The 17,739-nt window shown below is 36.9% G+C and carries 21 protein-coding genes; 10 read left to right on the plus strand and 11 right to left on the minus strand.

From position 1 onward, the window contains the following. Positions 1 to 145 precede the first annotated feature (145 nt). Positions 146 to 1,246 carry a DNA polymerase beta superfamily protein gene (locus FJR37_RS21240; protein ID WP_039202266.1) on the minus strand — a complete coding sequence of 367 codons (1,101 nt, stop codon included), beginning with the start codon at positions 1,244 to 1,246 and terminating at the stop codon, positions 146 to 148. Positions 1,247 to 1,846: 600 nt separating this feature from the next. Here FJR37_RS21240 and rplU point away from each other — a divergent pair. Together rplU and rpmA are read left to right on the plus strand one after the other, a co-directional pair. After that, positions 1,847 to 2,254 carry a 50S ribosomal protein L21 gene (gene rplU / locus FJR37_RS21245; RefSeq protein WP_027403158.1) on the plus strand — a complete coding sequence of 136 codons (408 nt, stop codon included), beginning with the start codon at positions 1,847 to 1,849 and terminating at the stop codon, positions 2,252 to 2,254. A 137-nt stretch (positions 2,255 to 2,391) separates the two neighbouring features. Then, positions 2,392 to 2,676 carry a 50S ribosomal protein L27 gene (gene rpmA, locus FJR37_RS21250; protein ID WP_027403157.1) on the plus strand — a complete coding sequence of 95 codons (285 nt, stop codon included), beginning with the start codon at positions 2,392 to 2,394 and terminating at the stop codon, positions 2,674 to 2,676. A 306-nt stretch (positions 2,677 to 2,982) separates the two neighbouring features. On the opposite strand, the gene FJR37_RS21255 is transcribed toward rpmA, so the two are convergent. Further along, positions 2,983 to 3,408, minus strand: a complete 426-nt coding sequence (locus FJR37_RS21255; protein WP_039202268.1) for a hypothetical protein — start codon at positions 3,406 to 3,408, stop codon at positions 2,983 to 2,985. A 344-nt stretch (positions 3,409 to 3,752) separates the two neighbouring features. Between FJR37_RS21255 and cruF the strand changes: the two genes are divergently transcribed. Then, on the plus strand, positions 3,753 to 4,661 hold the full coding sequence (gene cruF, locus FJR37_RS21260; RefSeq protein ID WP_039202271.1) for a gamma-carotene 1'-hydroxylase CruF: 909 nt from the start codon (positions 3,753 to 3,755) through the stop codon (positions 4,659 to 4,661). 624 nt (positions 4,662 to 5,285) lie between these two features. On the opposite strand, the gene FJR37_RS21265 is transcribed toward cruF, so the two are convergent. Continuing rightward, positions 5,286 to 5,666, minus strand: coding sequence for a hypothetical protein (locus FJR37_RS21265; protein WP_027403154.1), 381 nt, complete (start codon positions 5,664 to 5,666; stop codon positions 5,286 to 5,288). Positions 5,667 to 5,785: 119 nt separating this feature from the next. Then, entirely contained in the window at positions 5,786 to 6,649 is an 864-nt protein-coding gene (locus FJR37_RS21270) for a zinc metalloprotease HtpX (protein ID WP_027403153.1), read from the minus strand. Positions 6,650 to 6,915: 266 nt separating this feature from the next. On the opposite strand from FJR37_RS21270, the gene crcB reads away from it, so the two are divergent. Together crcB and FJR37_RS21280 are read left to right on the plus strand one after the other, a co-directional pair. Next, complete coding sequence (crcB, locus tag FJR37_RS21275; protein WP_053540813.1) at positions 6,916 to 7,314, plus strand: fluoride efflux transporter CrcB; 399 nt, start codon at positions 6,916 to 6,918, stop codon at positions 7,312 to 7,314. 29 nt (positions 7,315 to 7,343) lie between these two features. Continuing rightward, positions 7,344 to 8,753, plus strand: coding sequence for a Rieske 2Fe-2S domain-containing protein (locus FJR37_RS21280; RefSeq protein ID WP_039202272.1), 1,410 nt, complete (start codon positions 7,344 to 7,346; stop codon positions 8,751 to 8,753). Between the two features lie 21 nt (positions 8,754 to 8,774). Here the strand turns inward: FJR37_RS21280 and FJR37_RS21285 are convergent, their stop codons facing one another. The 3 genes from FJR37_RS21285 to FJR37_RS21295 all read right to left on the minus strand — a co-directional run bounded on the left by FJR37_RS21285 (position 8,775) and on the right by FJR37_RS21295 (position 9,821). Further along, the gene (locus FJR37_RS21285; RefSeq protein WP_039202275.1) at positions 8,775 to 8,999 is read right to left on the minus strand and encodes a cation-transporting P-type ATPase; all 225 of its coding nucleotides are present in this window, start codon (positions 8,997 to 8,999) and stop codon (positions 8,775 to 8,777) included. 149 nt (positions 9,000 to 9,148) lie between these two features. After that, the gene (locus FJR37_RS21290; protein WP_039202276.1) at positions 9,149 to 9,562 is read right to left on the minus strand and encodes a type II toxin-antitoxin system VapC family toxin; all 414 of its coding nucleotides are present in this window, start codon (positions 9,560 to 9,562) and stop codon (positions 9,149 to 9,151) included. Between the two features lie 13 nt (positions 9,563 to 9,575). Further along, a complete protein-coding gene (locus FJR37_RS21295) occupies positions 9,576 to 9,821 on the minus strand; it encodes a hypothetical protein (protein WP_039202277.1) in 246 nt (81 codons plus the stop codon). A gap of 372 nt (positions 9,822 to 10,193) precedes the next feature. On the opposite strand from FJR37_RS21295, the gene FJR37_RS27135 reads away from it, so the two are divergent. The 5 genes from FJR37_RS27135 to FJR37_RS21330 all read left to right on the plus strand — a co-directional run bounded on the left by FJR37_RS27135 (position 10,194) and on the right by FJR37_RS21330 (position 14,300). Continuing rightward, positions 10,194 to 12,572 carry a serine/threonine-protein kinase gene (locus FJR37_RS27135; RefSeq protein ID WP_254434636.1) on the plus strand — a complete coding sequence of 793 codons (2,379 nt, stop codon included), beginning with the start codon at positions 10,194 to 10,196 and terminating at the stop codon, positions 12,570 to 12,572. Between the two features lie 154 nt (positions 12,573 to 12,726). Further along, the gene (locus FJR37_RS21315) at positions 12,727 to 12,903 is read left to right on the plus strand and encodes a hypothetical protein (protein WP_160289986.1); all 177 of its coding nucleotides are present in this window, start codon (positions 12,727 to 12,729) and stop codon (positions 12,901 to 12,903) included. A 275-nt stretch (positions 12,904 to 13,178) separates the two neighbouring features. Then, entirely contained in the window at positions 13,179 to 13,487 is a 309-nt protein-coding gene (locus tag FJR37_RS21320) for a nucleotidyltransferase domain-containing protein (RefSeq protein ID WP_039202279.1), read from the plus strand. Positions 13,488 to 13,613: 126 nt separating this feature from the next. Then, the gene (locus tag FJR37_RS21325) at positions 13,614 to 13,868 is read left to right on the plus strand and encodes a HEPN domain-containing protein (RefSeq protein ID WP_081981459.1); all 255 of its coding nucleotides are present in this window, start codon (positions 13,614 to 13,616) and stop codon (positions 13,866 to 13,868) included. A 234-nt stretch (positions 13,869 to 14,102) separates the two neighbouring features. Further along, the gene (locus FJR37_RS21330; protein WP_039202281.1) at positions 14,103 to 14,300 is read left to right on the plus strand and encodes a DUF2283 domain-containing protein; all 198 of its coding nucleotides are present in this window, start codon (positions 14,103 to 14,105) and stop codon (positions 14,298 to 14,300) included. Positions 14,301 to 14,551: 251 nt separating this feature from the next. Here the strand turns inward: FJR37_RS21330 and FJR37_RS21335 are convergent, their stop codons facing one another. From FJR37_RS21335 to FJR37_RS21350, 4 genes are all read right to left on the minus strand, one after another. Continuing rightward, on the minus strand, positions 14,552 to 14,890 hold the full coding sequence (locus tag FJR37_RS21335) for an XRE family transcriptional regulator (protein WP_039202282.1): 339 nt from the start codon (positions 14,888 to 14,890) through the stop codon (positions 14,552 to 14,554). Positions 14,891 to 14,894: 4 nt separating this feature from the next. Continuing rightward, positions 14,895 to 15,212 (minus strand): type II toxin-antitoxin system RelE/ParE family toxin, encoded by a 318-nt coding sequence (locus FJR37_RS21340; RefSeq protein WP_371416156.1) that lies wholly within the window; start codon positions 15,210 to 15,212, stop codon positions 14,895 to 14,897. A gap of 319 nt (positions 15,213 to 15,531) precedes the next feature. Beyond that, the gene (locus FJR37_RS21345; RefSeq protein WP_039202284.1) at positions 15,532 to 16,119 is read right to left on the minus strand and encodes a Uma2 family endonuclease; all 588 of its coding nucleotides are present in this window, start codon (positions 16,117 to 16,119) and stop codon (positions 15,532 to 15,534) included. Positions 16,120 to 16,326: 207 nt separating this feature from the next. After that, on the minus strand, positions 16,327 to 17,118 hold the full coding sequence (locus FJR37_RS21350; RefSeq protein ID WP_027403149.1) for an SDR family oxidoreductase: 792 nt from the start codon (positions 17,116 to 17,118) through the stop codon (positions 16,327 to 16,329). Positions 17,119 to 17,739: the final 621 nt, after the last annotated feature.

The raw sequence follows: 17,739 nt of genomic DNA on the forward strand, positions 1-17,739 counted from the left end.
CAGCGGTTAAAACCGCACGAGTAGGCTTTCCCCCGCGCTCTAAAGAGACGCGGCTCCCAGCCTTCCCGCAATCTCCTGGTGGGGTTTTAACGTTAGTAGCAATTGTTTTCATAAAACCTCGCGGTAAGTGGGAAACTCAGTGGCTTTAGCCCTGAGAGTCCCAACCTTGCATTTCCACCAACTCCATACACAAATCATTAATTTGCTCCAAATCAGGACGATGTGGTAAACTAGATTGCTCATAAAAAGCATCCATTTGAGCAACCAAATCTTCCGCCATTTTCATCAACTCTTCATAACTATAATTACCCCGCAGAATAGCCTTTAAATCATCAATATCACCAGCTAAATTTCTATCTACAGTTACTTCTCCCCGCTGCAAAATTTCCAATCCACTGCGTAGTAATCTAATACAGTGCATTCCATGTTTTAAATCATAACCTGATTTTTTTTCCATTTCGGCTCTTGCAGGGTTTCTATTTTCCTGCCAAGATATATAAGCCTTCCATTCTCGCAACGCAATTTGATAACTTTGACTTTTTTGTAAAAGGCGAATAAAATCCTTACGTCCATGAGTTAAATTTTGAGTATATGCTAAAGTTTCATCTGCTAAAGTGTATTGTTTTAAAACACCTTTAAAATCAATATCCGCAGTCAGCAATTTATATAACTGTTCAGATTCTTCCAAAAATTCAATTTTCCCCCTAATTAAAAGATAAAGATACTCCAAAAAAGCATTTAACTCATCTTTACTTAAAGGAACTTCATCCATAATATCGAAATCAGAGGGAATAGGTTTCTTCGTGGGTGGATTTAATAACCATTTACGATGAGTTTCCATCTTCTTGATTTGAGCAAAAGCATAACCAGAATAAGTGTGTTTTACCTTTTTACTCAAAAACAACTTGCGATGATTAATTAAATGTTGTCCAACATTTGTTAAAAAAGGATAATTCGTTAACCACAGCAATTCTAAAACATTAGGATTTGCCCCAGCCAATAAATGTAGAACTTTCCTTAATTCATAAATAACTGTATCTTCATTACCATCTATAAACGGGAATATCCCTGGTTCATCCCATCCCGAATCCTTTTGCTCAATACTATCAAAACCTAAATAATAGCGTTTAGGAGCAATAAATACACCACGATAATCATAATCTGATTCAGGACGATTTAAACCATAACCATGACTACCAGCTAAACCCACAAAAATAGTTCTTTGTTCAACTTCTATCCTTTTCATATTTATCTAATAAAAATTAGGCGTTGCTGATTTTAGGGATGAAAATAATTTTGCATAGGTTCAAGACTCTTGTAGAGACGTTCCATGGAACGCCTCTACCTCCAAAAATCATACGCCAATTCAGCAACGCCAAAAATACCGTTGTTTCCTATGAGCCGGGATTTCTACGTACTAGGATGCTTCAACACATAAATGTTTTCTTGTTCTTACCCACAATTTAATTGTAACATACCACAGGGATTAAAATCCCTCGTGTCGCTTATAAGCTGTTGTGCATTTAATTTGTATAAGTGGAACAGGCATCTTGCCTGTTAAACAAGAATTCAGAATATTAGGATTATACAATTTAGCAATTTAGCTGTGTAACAGCTTATCTCAGGGAACCAAGCCGCTGAGTTTTACGCTTACCGCGAGGTCTTATAAAATTATATTTTATAAAAGGTTGACTGATTAGCTATCAATCAGGTAATATATTAGATTGTCTGTCTAACTCCTGCTCGGATCAGGTAGACATACTTCAAAGGCTGGCAAAAGCTATAAATAGCGTCTCTACGGGAGATTATAGCCAGCTACCTGTACGGCAACTCAAGGACGATTTTAATGACCTACGCGATTATCGAAACTGGCGGTAAGCAAATGAAAGTAGAAGCAGGTCGCTTTTACGACATTGAACTACTAACCGCTGAACCAGATGAAAAAGTTACCATCAACGCAGTATTACTTGTACATCACGAAGGCGCAGTTTCCATTGGACAACCTTTAGTAGAAGGTGCGACAGTGGAAGGGACAATTATGCGACATTTCAGAGGTCGCAAAGTCCTGGTGTATAAGATGAAACCTAAAAAGAAAACCCGCAAAAAACGGGGACATCGCCAGGAAATTACCAGATTTTTGATTAATTCTATCAATCTTAACGGCGAAGTTTTAGCTTACGAAGAAGCCCCAACGATGGCGGAAAGTCCCGTCATTAATGCTGATTTCGTGGAAGAAACCGCAGAAGAATCATAAATAAGGTTAAGTTGCTAGTTAAGGAATAGGCAAGAGGTGAGCAAGAGTAATTTAATTGCCAATCATTAATCATCTTTTTCCTAGCCTAAACTAGATAACTAGCTGGGATAAATAAAGTAAATAGAAAAGAGGAAATCATGGCTCATAAGAAGGGAACGGGTAGTACGCGAAACGGTCGTGACTCTAATGCTCAACGACTAGGTGTAAAGCGTTACGGTGGACAAACTGTACGCGCAGGTAATATTCTCGTCCGTCAACGTGGTACTAAGGTTCACCCTGGTAATAATGTTGGTATCGGTAGTGATGATACTTTATTCGCTTTAGTTGATGGTGTAGTTACCTTTGAAAGAAGAGGTAAAAGCCAGAAGAAAGTCAGCGTTTATCCAGTAGCGGTAGAACTTGTAGAAGCTGTAGCCAGCTAGTTATTTATTAGTTATTGGCCATTAGTTATATCCAAAACGGCTTAATTATTTGATTCTCCGGGTAGGGGTAAAGCAAAAACTCATAGGTGTCAACTTAACGTAAAACCTCTATCCCGCAAAGAACTCAAGTCATCTCATTCCCAGTCTCTGACTGGGAATGAGATGTGGTAGGGATTTAAGCTTAAGTTGACACCAATGAAGCTCTTGCTTTACCCCTACAAATCTAAGGTTTTCGTGATTTCGCAAAAGTCCATGTCCCAACCGTTTTGAGTATATTAATTAATGACTAATGACTAATGACTAATTCTAAATGTAGTAATTGATAAGTGCGCCCAATCCTAAACCCAGCAGTGAGCAAAAAGATATATAGCCAAAAGCTAGTGCTGGTTTTAAACCAACTGATTGAAAGTCTATTTTAGCTAAAATAGTGGCGCAGATAATAAGTAAAGTATCAAGAAATACCCGAAACCAGGCAATCATTAGAAAAAATAGGAAAGCTGCTAAGATAGCCACCAAAAAAGTCCTAGCGTTTGACTTGAAGAAAATATGAGAATAATCATCGAGTTTTAACCAAGGGTTGGTGACAGAAATTAGTGACAGCAGGATGGTTAGCACAGTTATCAGCCGTACATACCAAGGGGCTTTTTCTTCAAATATCACCCAGCCTAATGTACTGTAACTCAGCAATACAAGTGTTAGAGAAAACCAAGGAATTTTTTTCAAAATTGACATATAGCAAAAGTCAGGAGGTAGGGGCGCAGGGCCTGCGCCCAGTTAGAAGTCAGGAGGACGGAAAAAGGAAATTTCTCCCCTAGTTCGTATAAACTTGGCGGTTGCTATGACTTTAAAAGTTCTGTACCCCACTCAGTTACAAATCGTTATATACTGGTATTTTCAATATCAGTTGCATTCATTATTTCACAAATTTACTGAACCTATAAGGTTTCTAAAGGTTGAATTTTCCTCTTGATTCTCAAGTCGAGAGAATAAATATCAACATTTAGTTAAATCGTTCATAAATATTTGTAAACTGTTAACAGTTGAGTAGCCATCTGGCATATCATTAAGGATTGATCATGAGACAACTTGTTATCGTCGAGCGCGTATGCCTAATTGGTCATATCGTTTCTATGGTATTTGGACTGGTGGGAATACTGATTGTTATTCCCAATGCTGAACAAATTGTCAGCTTATCAGAGTTTGGACAAAGCGTCATGCAGTGGAGCATGGCGGGCGGCGGTGTGGTATATATGATTTTGGGGGCGGTGGGAGTGTTCCTCTATGCTTACCGGACTTTAGGTTTGGGACGCGCTTTAGGATTTTTAATCCCATCTGTATTAATTTCTTTGGCTAGTGAATTATTAGGAACTAGCACTGGCTTTCCTTTTGGTCACTACAGCTATCTGAGTGGTTTGGGGTATAAAATTTCTGGTTTGGTACCTTTCACAATTCCCCTTTCATGGTTTTATGTAGGATGTGTTTCTTATGTGTTGGCGCGGGCGGGTTTAGACGTAGATAAAAAACCCACTTTGTTCCGTCACGTTGGAGCAATTGTTTTGGGGGCTTTACTGCTCACTTCTTGGGATTTTGTGCTTGACCCAGCTATGAGTCAAACTTCTCTTCCCTTCTGGTATTGGCAACAACCTGGAGCTTTCTTTGGAATGCCTTACCAGAACTTTGCAGGTTGGATGGGTACTGGGTCGTTATTTATGACTGTAGCGGCTTTGTTATGGAGCAAAAACCCGATTAAATTGGACAATTACCAATTGAATATCCCTTTATTAGTTTATTTGGGTAATTTCGGTTTTGCGACAGTGATGAGTTTGGCGGCGGGGTTTCCTATCCCGGTATTGCTAGGTGTGGCGCTAGGTGTAGCTCCTGCTGTACTACTGTGGTTTAAGGGTTCTAGTGCACCTGCAACGGTGAATATTGAAGCATCTGCTAAGGAAGTTGCTGTTGCTAATGTGAAAGTTGCTTTCAAATAAGAATAGGGAAGAGGGAATAAGAAAAGCAATTTTTGTAATTTCCTCTTCCCCAATTGCGTCAGGAGTTAGGAGTTAGAAGGAAGAAGAAAGAATTATCTAAAGTGCCTGATTTTTTATTGTTTATTTTTGCCGATTATTAATTTTGAACTTCTCTGAAAATATTTATTTGTCAAGGGTTCTTTTTAGGAACTACGGTCAGAAACGGTAAGTTCTACCGAGATTGTCTGTGGAGCGGGCAAACAAGATTGGAAGTCATTCTAAGACCGCGATGAAGCAGGAAATAAACACTAAGATTATCGCTGTCCAGATGTGTCTAGACTTTGGTAATTTTGGGTAAGTTTTATAGAACGGTTTAGATTTATTAATCAAGTGCTAAGTAGTGAGACAGAATTAATCACACAATGTCATTGCGTTAGCGCAGCGTGGCGTTAGCCATATGGAACGAAGTGAAATGAAGCAATTCCAAGGGTTGTGATTGCTTCCCTTCGCTCGCAATGACTGTAAATATTTTTGTCCAATTACTTATATAGGGTTTGCTGAAAAAGTTGTCTGTGAGGGCGGGGAAACCCCGCCCCTACTTTACGATTTGCTGACTGGATTTCACAAAGAGTGCGTACCCCTATATTAATTTTGATCACGAGGGGCATTGAAAGCTTCCCAAGCTGCTTTAGCAGCATTTTGGAATCTCTCACCTAAATCTGTGATATCTTTATGCAGTAAATTCCAATTATGGTCTAATTCTTCTTGAATTCTTGCCCAAGAATATTCTAAACGGTCACGTTCAATGAGTTTATCTCTTTCAATAGCTTCCCGGACTTGACGTACAGCATTCAAATAGGTTTCACGGGTAATAGTACCGGCAGATTCAGCTTCAGCTTGGGCGCGTTTTTTAATTGCTTCCAATAGTGCTGTAGTTTCCTGCTTAACTTCGTCTGTTTCACCATTTTGGCTAGTTTGCAGACTAATTTCGACGATTTCTATAGATTCAATATTGTTAGTAGTCATGGTTGCCACATCCTGTTGGTAAAGTTTACTTGTGGATGAAAATTGCACCTGTAATCATCATAATTTGGTCATCAGTTAATTGGGGATTTATCAATATACTTATGACCAAAGATAGATTATTAACGACTAATAAGTTGCGATTCTAATTGCAGTAAAGCTTCCACTCTTGCTTCAGTTGCTGGGTGACTAGAGAAAAGATTTCCCAAAAACTGACCGGAAATGGGATGAATAATTAATAATGGTTCAAAGGCTGGGTTAGCATTCAAAGGCATTTGTCTAGCTGTGGATTCTAACCGTTGTAACGCTCTAGCTAATGCGCGAGGATTACCTGTTAATTTTGCTGCTCCAGCATCAGCCGAAAATTCTCTTGTGCGGGAAATTGCCAACTGAATCACAGTAGCAGCAATGGGCGCAAATATGACTGTAGCTAATACACCTAAAGGATTGCCACCTCTTTCATTATCCCGTGAACCGCCACCAAACCACATACTATAACTGAGCATCTGCGCCAGGAAAGAAATAGCACCGGCGACAGTGGCGGCGATCGCTTGAGTTAAGGTATCACGATTAATAATATGGGTAAGTTCGTGGGCAATTACGCCTTCTAATTCATCCTGTGGGAGGATGTCTAAAATCCCGGCGGTGACGGCCACAGCCGCGTGTTCAGGATCTCGTCCTGTCGCAAAAGCATTGGCAGTGGGACTAGGAACAATGTACACTCCCGGCATGGGAATATTGGCACGGGTAGATAATTTTTGGACGATACGATACAGTGCTGGTGCTTCTGCTGCGGTGACAGGTTGGGCGTTATATACTGCTAAAGCAATCTTATCTGATTGATACCAAGAGAAGAGGTTAGTCGCTGCTGCTAACCCAACTCCGATGACTAAGCCCCCCGTACCACCAATTACCCAGTAACTAATTGCTATTAATAAGCCACTGAGGGTAGCTAGTAAAATAGCAGTTTTCAGTTGATTTCCCATCTTGATAACTCTCCTACTTATGCTGTATTAATTTTTGTAATTTTATCTGGACAACAGCATCTTTTTACCCACCCCTTGATTGTATCGAGTTCAAATTTGGGGTACAGTGATGAAAACCTCTCACTAGAGTACGGTTTTCCGTTTGAGGTTAATTGAATAAAAGATTAAGTAATGGGACAGAATTAATTACACAACTGATTTTTCTGTTCCCTGTTCCCTGTTCCCTCTCTCAACGAGTGAATTTAATTTTGTCCGACTACTTAATAATGTTACAACAGGCAGAAATTCGTGTTCCCATTGCTATTAGTTTAGGGGCAATAGCTGGGGCTTTAAGTCGCTATTATTTAACTTTGTGGTTTACGAACCGCTTTGGTTTCAGTTTTCCCTATGGAACTTTTTTTATTAATATTAGCGGTTGTTTAGTAATGGGGTTTTTCGCAACTTTAGCTATGGAAAAAACAGCGCTGATTTCCCCAGAAATTAAGTTAATTGTCGCTACAGGATTTTTAGGTGCATATACTACTTTTTCTACTTTTGGTTTAGATACAGTTGGCTTGTTACAACGTGGTAATTGGTTAGCCGCTGCTGGTTATTTTTCAGGTAGTACAATCTTGGGAATTATCAGTGTGCAATTAGGGATGGTTCTTGCTAGAATGTTCAATTAAAAGTTATTGAAAATTAATCAATACAGAAAATGGTGCAAACACAATCTATTATCAACGAGAATTCTTTAACAGAAATATTACCTGGAGGGAGTAACCCAGATGCTTTTGAATTAGCAGAAGCATGGTATCCAGTTCACTACCTTCAAGATTTAGACAAATCCAAACCCACACCTTTCACTCTTTTGGGTAAAGATATTGTGATTTGGTGGGATCAGAAAAACTCATCTTGGCAAGTATTTATAGATCAATGTCCTCACCGTCTTGCACCTCTTTCGGAAGGCAGAATTAATGAAGATGGATTGTTAGAATGTCCTTATCATGGTTGGTCATTTGCTGGAGATGGAAGTTGTCAAAAAATTCCCCAACAGGTTGCAGGTGCAAAAGCAGAAACCTCTCCCAGGGCTTGCGTACCATCTTTACCAACAACAGAAAAACAAGGATTATTATTTGTCTATGCTGGTAATCCAGAAAATGCTGTAAATACCAAAGTTCCTGTAATTGAACCCATAGAAGCAGCACCGGAAGGATGGGTAATTATGAACACTTTTCGAGATGTTCCTTATGATGCTTTAACATTATTAGAAAATATCCTTGATCCTAGTCATATTGCCTTTACCCATCATCTGACAGTGGGAAATCGTGCCAATGCTGCACCTTTAGAATTAGAAATAGTTGAATCAGGAAAATATGGTTTTGAAGGGATTTGGAAACAGGGGTTAAAAGCGGGACAATCGGGAAAACTTTCCACAACATTTATTGCCCCTGGTTTGATGTGGCATGATATTAATGCTGAGAAAGGCAGAATTTTAACCGTTGTTTATGCTGTCCCCATTCGCAAAGGTGAATGTCGCATAATTGCCCGGTTTCCTTTTAAGTTCAAGTCTAAATTACCAGGATTTTTTATTAAAATTCGTCCTCGTTGGTATGTCCATATTGGACAAAATGGCGTTTTAGAAGATGATCAAATTTTTCTCCATTATCAAGAACGTTATTTAGCTGCTAAAGGTGGTAGTGCTAATTTTAATAAAGCCTTTTATCTGGCGACGAAAGCAGATACTTTTGTGGCTGAGTTACGTAAATGGGTAAATCAATATCATGGGGAAACATTTCCAGGGGAATCTTTACCACCACTGTTACTAAATAGAGAATTACTACTAGAAAGATATCATTCCCATACAGAAAAATGTGCTAGTTGTCGTCAGGCTTTAAAGAAAATTCAACAGTTAAAATTCTGGTGTGGTGTTTTTACTATTCTGGCTTTAGCTAGTAGTCCTTTGTTGGCTTTTTTGGTGGAGACAAAATCAATTTTATTAGTGCTGGTGGAAACATTTGTTCCTCTGTTGTTCAGTGCAGGATGGTGGAATTTGAGTAAGTTGGAAAGGCAGTTTTATGAAGGAATAATGATCCCCCCGCGCAATTTACCGGAGAAAAAAAGATAAATTGGTGGTTTCAAATTTCACTTAATAATATTGATTGGGGGAAGTGTTAAATAAAAAAATATTAACCCAAATTACTGCCCAAATTGCCCAACCTAATTCCGGTGTTTGGGGTTCGGGAAGTTCGTGATAACCAGATTGTTTTAATCTTAAATTAGTTTCTACCTCGCTAAGACCTTGGGGAGTAGTTGTTAGTGTCTTGTAGACATCTGTAGGTGTCAGCGTCCAAATATGAAAGTTTGAATTCATACTTTTGGTATCAATCGGGCTTTGATATTCTAGATGCCGAGTCTATGCCTTTTCATCTGTCTGAGGTGTGGAGTGGGTTTTTTAGGGTGGTTAGATGGTAGGATATGTCAGCAATATCGCTTTTCATAAACCCATACATAATTTGACTTTTAATCTTTAAACAAGATGAGAAATCCCTCTTGTGTAAAATGTTTATCATGGGTTAAAATATCTATGATATTGAGATTTTTCATTGTTATCATAGAAATACAGTCTGTTAAACTATATCCTTTATCAAATCTTTGTTGAAATAACTCTAAACCAGCTATAAATGATTCATGGGTTTGAGGTATTACTTGAATATTATGATCTTGAATAATTTGAACTACTAGCTGAGAAACTGCTGCTCTCATTGGTGTGGGAAAGGAAGCAAAAAAATTTATGGTTTCTGTTAAAACTTCCTCTGTTGTAATAATTTCAATATTTTCAAGATTAACGCTATAGCTTTTTACACGCTGATACCATGAATCACTTTTATTAATCAATGCTATCCAATAAAATGTATCTGCAAAAACTCTTTTCATTATTTATTGTCTATTATTGTATGGATTTTTGTTGATAAAGATAGTAATCATGTTTTTCTGCTCCATCAGTAGGAAGTGTTTCTAAAACTTCTTCAGGAATGTCTTTAATAATATCATCAGCTACTTCCCAAATAGGTTTATATTCAGTTGGTTTCGAGTTGGTTTTTTCTTTGATAGCACGAACGAAATTAAGTATTTGGGTTAGTTCAATTTCTGGTATTTGCTGTATTTCTTGTATAATTATTTCTTTGATTTGCATAAATTAAGATGATGGTATTTTAATGGATGTCTAATATGATTTTAGCAAAAGTTTAGCAAAAAGTATAAACAAAAGGCCAAGCCAGAAAAAAGAAACTGTTGGGGAAGTCGGTTTTTTACCCATTTTCCATTTTTAGACTTGACAAGACGCAAAATATTCGCTATATTTATATTATGAGTGGAAATCTGTCCGCGCATATATAGTAATATTTTGTATTGTTAACATCATTATTTTTACCCATATCTAAAATATCCCTAATTTCTTTGATCCAATCATCCTGTATCAAAATCAATTATCCTAGAAGTTGAGGATCTAAATCCTGTTAATCCTTAAATCCTGTTAATCCTGATTCACACAAAATACTATTTCATCATGTTACAACCAGGAAAACCATTAAAACAACGTCCCCAATACATTATAGAAAAAGTCATTGGAGAAGGAGGTTTTGGAATTACTTATAAAGCTAGACATCAAGATTTGAATTTTCCCGTTGTTATTAAAACTCCTAATAGTTGGTTGTGTAGAGATGTTAATTATCCTAAATATGTGGAAGGTTTTCGCAAGGAAGGAAGAACATTAGCCAAAATTTCTCAAAATCATCATCCTAATATTGTCAGAATTATAGACTTTTTTGAAGAAGATAATTTACCATGTTTAGTCATGGATTTTGTTAAGGGTGAAAATTTATATCATTTAATCCAAGACAAGGGCATTTTATCGGAAAAAATTGCTATTGATTATATTAAACAAATTGCTGACGCTTTATCTATCTGTCATCAAAATGGCATTATTCACCGGGACGCACATCCTGGGAATATGATATTAAGAGAAAATAGCAATACTGTAATTTTAATAGATTTTGGTTTAGCCGGAAATGTGAATAGTCAAAGTATTAATCGAACTGGTAATCGGGCTTTTGCACCTTGGGAGCAAATCGTAGAAGTAGAGAAAGCACCAAGTATTGATGTTTATACTTTAGCTGCTTCTTTGTTTTATTTATTGACTGGAGATACTCCCACACCTTGTTTAGCCAGGAAGATGTTAAATAATGATTTAATAGAACCAAAAAGAATAAATTCAAGGATTAGTGATAAGTTAAATAAAGCGATTATTAAAGGTTTAGAATTAGAACCTAAAAACCGTCCGCAAAGTATGAAGGAATGGGTGGGTTTATTTCCTGGTTTAAGTAGTGGGAATAATGGTAATGACGTAGAATTAAAATCAGCCATAGGGATGGATTATACTAAACTGCGTGACTTACTCAAAGCTGGAAGATGGAAAGAAGCAGATAAGGAAACATTGCAGTTAATTTTGTGTGTGGGAGAACGGGAAGAGGAAGGTTGGTTAAGAATAGAAGATATTGATAATTTTCCTTGTGATGAAATTCGCACCATTGACCAATTATGGGTAAAATACAGCGATGGTAAATTTGGGTTTTCTGTACAGCAAAAGATTTATCAAGGTTTAGGTGGATCGAAATATTATGATCAAAAAATGTGGGAAGTATTTGGTGAAACAGTAGGATGGAGAATAACAGATAATTGGTTGTGTTACAAAGAAATTATTTTTGATATAAAAGCACCAAAAGGTCAATTTCCAGCTTGTATCTGGATTTTGATATTTAAAGTTATGAGTAGTTTTGAGTTTATAAATGTAGGATGGGATATATTCTCTCTTATTGAAAATTGTTATCCTAATCAAAAGTCTAATAATCAAAATAATAAATTAATAGAATTAGATGATATTGAGTTAATATCAGCCGTAGGAATGGACTACAGGAAACTGCGTTACTTACTTGCAAAAGGAAAATGGAAAGAAGCAAACAAGGAAACAGCAAGGGTAATTTTAGCAGTTGCGAAACGGGAAGATGAAGGTCGGTTAGATGTTCAACATATTGATAATTTTCCCTGTGAAGACCTTCGTACCATTGACAAGTTGTGGGTTGAATACAGCAATGGTAAATTTGGTTTTTCCGTGCAGAAAAGGATTTATCAAGGTTTGGGTGGAACGAGAAGGTACGATGAGAAAATATGGCAAGCCTTTGGACAAAAGGTAGGATATGGAAACATAGGGATGTTTGACTACAATGATATTATTTATGATTTAAAAGCACCAGAAGGCCACCTCCCGGATTTTTTGGTGTGTTGGTGGGGTTTTGGGTGGTGTTGGGTTGAGGATGTGGTGATTCTCTTCTCTCGCGTCGAGACTTGTAACCTTTTTCTAGTACAGGAAAAACAGCCGCAAATTATACCCACAGCACAACCTGTAAACCAAGAGGTACAATTAAAATCATCCTGTGGAATAGACTATAGGAAACTGGATAACTTACTCAAAGCTGGAAACTGGGAAGAAGCGGATAAAGAAACAAGACGGGTAATGTTAGCAGTTGGGAAACGAGAACAAGAAGGTTATTTAGATACTAAAAGTATTGATGATTTTCCTTGTGAAGACCTTCGTACCATTGACCATCTGTGGGTACAATACAGCAGTGGTAAATTTGGTTTTTCAGTTCAGACACGCATTTATCAAGGTTTAGGTGGAACAAGAGAATATAAAAGTGCAATCTGGCAGAAATTTGGAGACACGGTAGGATGGAGAAAAGGACAAAGATGGTTATCCTATCGCGATATTACTTTTGATAAGGCATCACCAGAAGGAAACCTCCCAAATTGTTGGGGGAGGGAGGCGCAAGGATGGGGGAGGTTGTGGTTGTCTGTGCTGTGGTCTCTTCTCTCTCGTCGAGACTTGTAAACTTTAAAATATAAGCCTCATTACCAGCAAACCCCAATTTAAACTGATATCCCGTTTATACAAATCTAAATAAAATCTTGATATTTTGGAAAATCCTCGTTTTTAAAAACTAATTTGCTATGATCGTTATCATAATTTACAAAAAATAAAGAACATGAAGAATTTTCACCATGACCCTAATTCTCTTGAACTTTACTATATGGCTAAACAATTAGCTGGATCAGTTTTATCTCAGTCAGCATCTGGTTGTAGAAAAACGAGTCCGTCTATGGCTAGACTAGCAAGCCATGTTTTGTTAAATGAACATTTAGCTAGAGGTGGTGATAAATAACTAAGACAAATTCCTATCGGGTTAATTATTGATGCAAAATAAATTATCACGATAGGAAATTGAGTTTATATCTTTGGTAGGCTTCGCTTTTTACATCACAAAATAATTGAGATTGATGACTTTATTAAATCCTGTAAATCCCAAAATCCTGGACATCCTGATTCTGACAAATTAAAATATTAGTACACCACAAGTAAAATCAACATCCCGTAAATCCTAAAATCCTGATTCTGACAAAAAATGCTATATCTCCAAGTAGAAAATATTACTAAACGATGAAACACCCAAAACTAGAAGAAATTATGCAGGAATTGTGTAATAACTTGCTGGAAACATACCAAGATCAACTAATTGCAGTGATTCTTTTTGGTTCTCAAGCGCGTGGTGATGCTACTCCTGATTCAGATTTTGATGTATTAGTTATACTGAAGGATTTAGTGCAAGCAACCAAAGAAATTGAAAAAATTGGCTTTTTTCTTAGTCCTCTTTGTTTAAAATATAGTGTAGTAATTTCTAACCTATTTTACTCCCTCAGTCGTTTTGAGAAAGAACAAACAATGCTTATCCAAAATATCAAAAAATAAGGTATTTATTTCTATGAACAAAGAACAAGAGTTTCTAGTGCAAAAAGCTCAATATAGTCTGCGTGCAGCTAAAATTTAGCTGGTGAAAATCTAGCTGATTTTGCTGCTTCTCGTGCTTATTATGCCATGTTTTATATAGCTGAAGCATTCCTAGTAGGTGAAAATCTCAGTTTTAGCAAACACTCCGCTGTAATTAGTAAATTTGGTGAACTTTTTGCCAGAACTGGTAAAATTGATCCTAAATTTCACCGTTATCTAATTGATGCAGAACAGATACGTTTAAAGGGAGATTATGATCGTTCTGAACGTTTAACTGCTGAAGATGCAAAACTACTGATTCAAAGATCCGAAGAGTTCCTAGAATTAGGAGACTATCTATAATCTTGCTAATTCAAATAAATCAATAGTTAAATAAATAATGCTAATGTAACAGTAATATCAAGAATAATTGTAGCTTGCTTCCCGAAGGGTACGCGGATGAACGCAGATAAACACAGATAAAGATGGACAATCGAAAATCAAAACATGAAACTTTCAAACAACATCCTGTTAATCCTAAAATCCTGGACATCCTGATTCAGACAAATGCAAAATTGAGAAATACTGGAGAGAATCATGAAAATCACCTACGACGCAGAAGTTGATGTTTTAAGAATTATATTCAGCAATATACCAATTGAAGAAAGTGATGAAGAAAAACCAGGAATCATTTTAGATTATGACGACGCTGGAAATATTGTAGGAATTGAAATAATAGACGCTTCTAAACGTATAGATAACCCATGTTTGTTTGAGTATTCTGTTAATAATTAGTAAGTTGAGTTGACATAAAAGCACCATTTGTATTAAATGAGAAGATTAACAACAGAAGTCGGGGATCTGAATTTTGTCAGAATCAGGATATCCAGGATTAAAGGATTTACAGGATTTTAGTTTGTGGTCAAAGATACTCAACTTCTAAACATAATTAATTGCGTAAATGAAAAGATTAATCAAAGAAGTCGGGGATCTGAATCTCTCTATTTGTTTTGAGGAATTTTATATTTTAAGACTTGACAAGACGATTATTCCGGTATGGAATCTTCATCTTCTAATTCTCCTAATGCGGAAATAATCACAGAAGGTCTATCAGGAAATTCTGCCACAAGTTTTAAATCTCCTCCCATTGCTTTTACATAACTACGTAATGTAGAAAGTAAAAGATCCGCCCGTTTTTCTAATCTAGAAACACTATCTTGACGGATTCCTAATAATTCTGCCATAGATTCTTGAGTTAATTTTCTGGCTTTTCTCATATCTTGAAGAGTCATATTTTCCAAAATCAGTTCTTGGGCGCGGGCTTCAATTTTTGCCCGCTGTTCCGGTGGTAATTGTGCCATGATATCACTTAATTTTGTCGCCATATTTTTATTCTCCTTTGTCTTTTAATTCCTGAATATGGGAGTCAAATCTTTTATCTGCTTTTGTAATTAATTGTTTGTAAAATCTTTTTTCACTTGTTCCAGCTTTATTACCAGCTACAAGTAATATTGCTTTCTTTTTTGGATCAAAAGCAAAAGCTATTCGCCACACACCATCGTCCGCATAAAAACGCAGTTCTTTCATATTTTTATGTCGAGAACCTCCTTCCCACACAAAGATAACTGATATTTTTTCTCTGTGTCCTCTGTGTCTCTGTGGTTCGTTTAAAAAAATTAGTAATCTAACAGTAATATCAAGAATAATTGTAGCTTGCTTCCCGAAGGGTACGCAGATAAACGCAGATGAACACAGATAAAGATGGACAATCAAAAATCGGCGTTGCTGAATCGAGGTATGAAATTTCCAAATTGAACCTTTAAAAATCTTACCTTTGCGTCTTTGCGCCTTTGCGTGAGACTAAAATTCATACCCTTAATCAGCAACGCCCAAAAATCAAAACATGATACTTTCAAACAACATCCTGTAAATCCTTAAATCCTGGATATCCTGATTCAGACAAATTAAAATATTAGTACACCACAAATCAAATCAAAATCCTGGACATCCTGATTCAGACAAATAGTTAAGATTCTGTACTGGTAAAGTCTATTTTTTCATAAATATCAGCCAGAGAAATTTGACAAGAAACAGAAGTTAAATTTAAAGTATCATTAATATCTTCATATTCTAAAAACATCCATTTTCTATTATCAGTTTTTACATATTGTTCAACGTGAATTGTGTATTGGTCAATTAAAATATATTCTTGAAAACTAGCAATAGTCCGATAAGCTGCAAACTTTTCATCTCTATCATAACCTTTGGTAGATTTTGATAACACTTCAGCAATCATAACCGGGTTAGTAATAGTGTCATTTCTTCCTTCTTCAAATACTAGGGGAGTTTGAACAATCATTACATCAGGATAAGTATGAATCCGTCGTTTAGGAATCCAAAGCCGTTGGTCAGTATAATAGACTTCGTAAGGCTGACGCTTGAGGGCAAAATGTATGGCAACATATAAATTACCAGCTATTTTATTATGATTTGGTGTTCCGCCTGTCATGGGGATAATTAATCCATCAATATATTCGTGACGTAATTCTGAATTTACCTCAAATTCTAGGTATTCTTCAGGTGAGTAGTAGCGTATTTCTTGTGCAATAGTCATTTATGGGGTAATAAAGTTTAGTTAAGCCTAAAAATCAACATTATCAAATTTTTAGTTGGGTTGCGCTTTTGCTTAACCCAACCTACTATTTTTTAACTTTACTTTACGCAAAGACACAAAGAGTTTTTTGTGTCTTTGCTTATTAGCCTCTACCCTTCAGTATCTCTAAAAGAGATGGTGCGAAACAAAACTCAAATAGGTTGAACCTTATCCCGCAGCATCAGGTAATGGTTTTTTGGGTGTTGCTAGTTGCAAGATGATCTCTAGTAACCAAGGGGCGAGACGTTGGCATAATACGGCTAAGTGAGATTGCCAGCCGACTAGGATTTCTGCGGTATCGTTTTCTATGCCGATGACGAGCGCTTGAGCGACTTGTTCGGGTGTCATAGGAATTACTCCCCGAAATGATTGCAAGTCACGCACCATGTCTGTTTCGGTAAGGGAAGGGAGTAGGGCGATAACGCGAATATTGTGTTGGGCGAGTTCTTGACGTAGTGCCTGGGTAAATCCGACAATGGCAAACTTGGTGGCGGAATATGTGGCCATTGTCGGGGCGGCAACTTTCCCCATTAAGCTGGAGACATTGACAATGATTCCCTTTTTTTGACTAACCATGCGTTTGGCTATCAAGCTGGTAAGGGTGTACATTCCCAACAAATTGACGGAGAGTTCTTCTTGCAGTTGGGGAAGTTTTGATTGCAGAAACGAGTTTTGATGTGCGACTCCGGCACAATTTACGAGGAGATGAATTGGTCCATAACTGCGCCACAGTTGAGCTACGGCTATGTTAACGTTGATGGAGTGGGTTAAGTCCAAAGCCATGATTGTAGTTTCTACGCCTAAAGCTTCAATTTCGGCGGCTACTTCGGCTAACTTTTGGCGATCGCGTGCTACCAATATTAACCTTTTCATGCCTTGTTTGGCTAATTCTAGGGCGATCGCTTTACCAATGCCACGAGAAGCTCCGGTAATGAGTGCAACTTTTCCTTGAATCTTCATCGGGTTTCACCTCTAAATTCTTCATTCTTCGTCTTCCTGTTGCGTTCTTGGCAATCAATAGGTAAGACAATTAATGAACAGTACACAAAAATCAAATCTCCATGCAGTGACAAGATGGAAGCTACTTTTTATGCTCATTTGCAATACCCCTTTATTGCTTCTCGAAAGTAGAAATTCCTGGTTGTCAGCATGGGAATAATCAACATAAAAGACTTTTGGCAGGATGGATAAAGCTCATTGATTTCACCTCTTTTAAATAATCCGAGCATTCACCAGTGCTGTCGTACCCACACACACTAGCAACTAAATCAAGTTATTGCAATATTTTTTAATCAGAATTCCTGATCAGTCATTTTCGTAAGATATATATATGGCAGTCGTGATTGATATAAGTTTTTATGAATAGTCAGGAATTTATATCATGATCCCCTCACAATTCTGGGAATTTTGTGACCATGAATACATTTTTTTAAGTTATTCAAGACAATTAATCTGTTGCATTTCTAGGGGATTAATTATAATTTTTGGTGAAACAACACTAATTTATCTGTGGTCAAATATTATTATTTTGTGTAAGTAGGTGAACACAATAAAACCAAACTGTGTAAAGAAACGTAAAAT

It is taken from the genome of Aphanizomenon sp. UHCC 0183, from assembly GCF_009712065.1.
GTDB classification, from domain to species: domain Bacteria; phylum Cyanobacteriota; class Cyanobacteriia; order Cyanobacteriales; family Nostocaceae; genus Dolichospermum; species Dolichospermum heterosporum.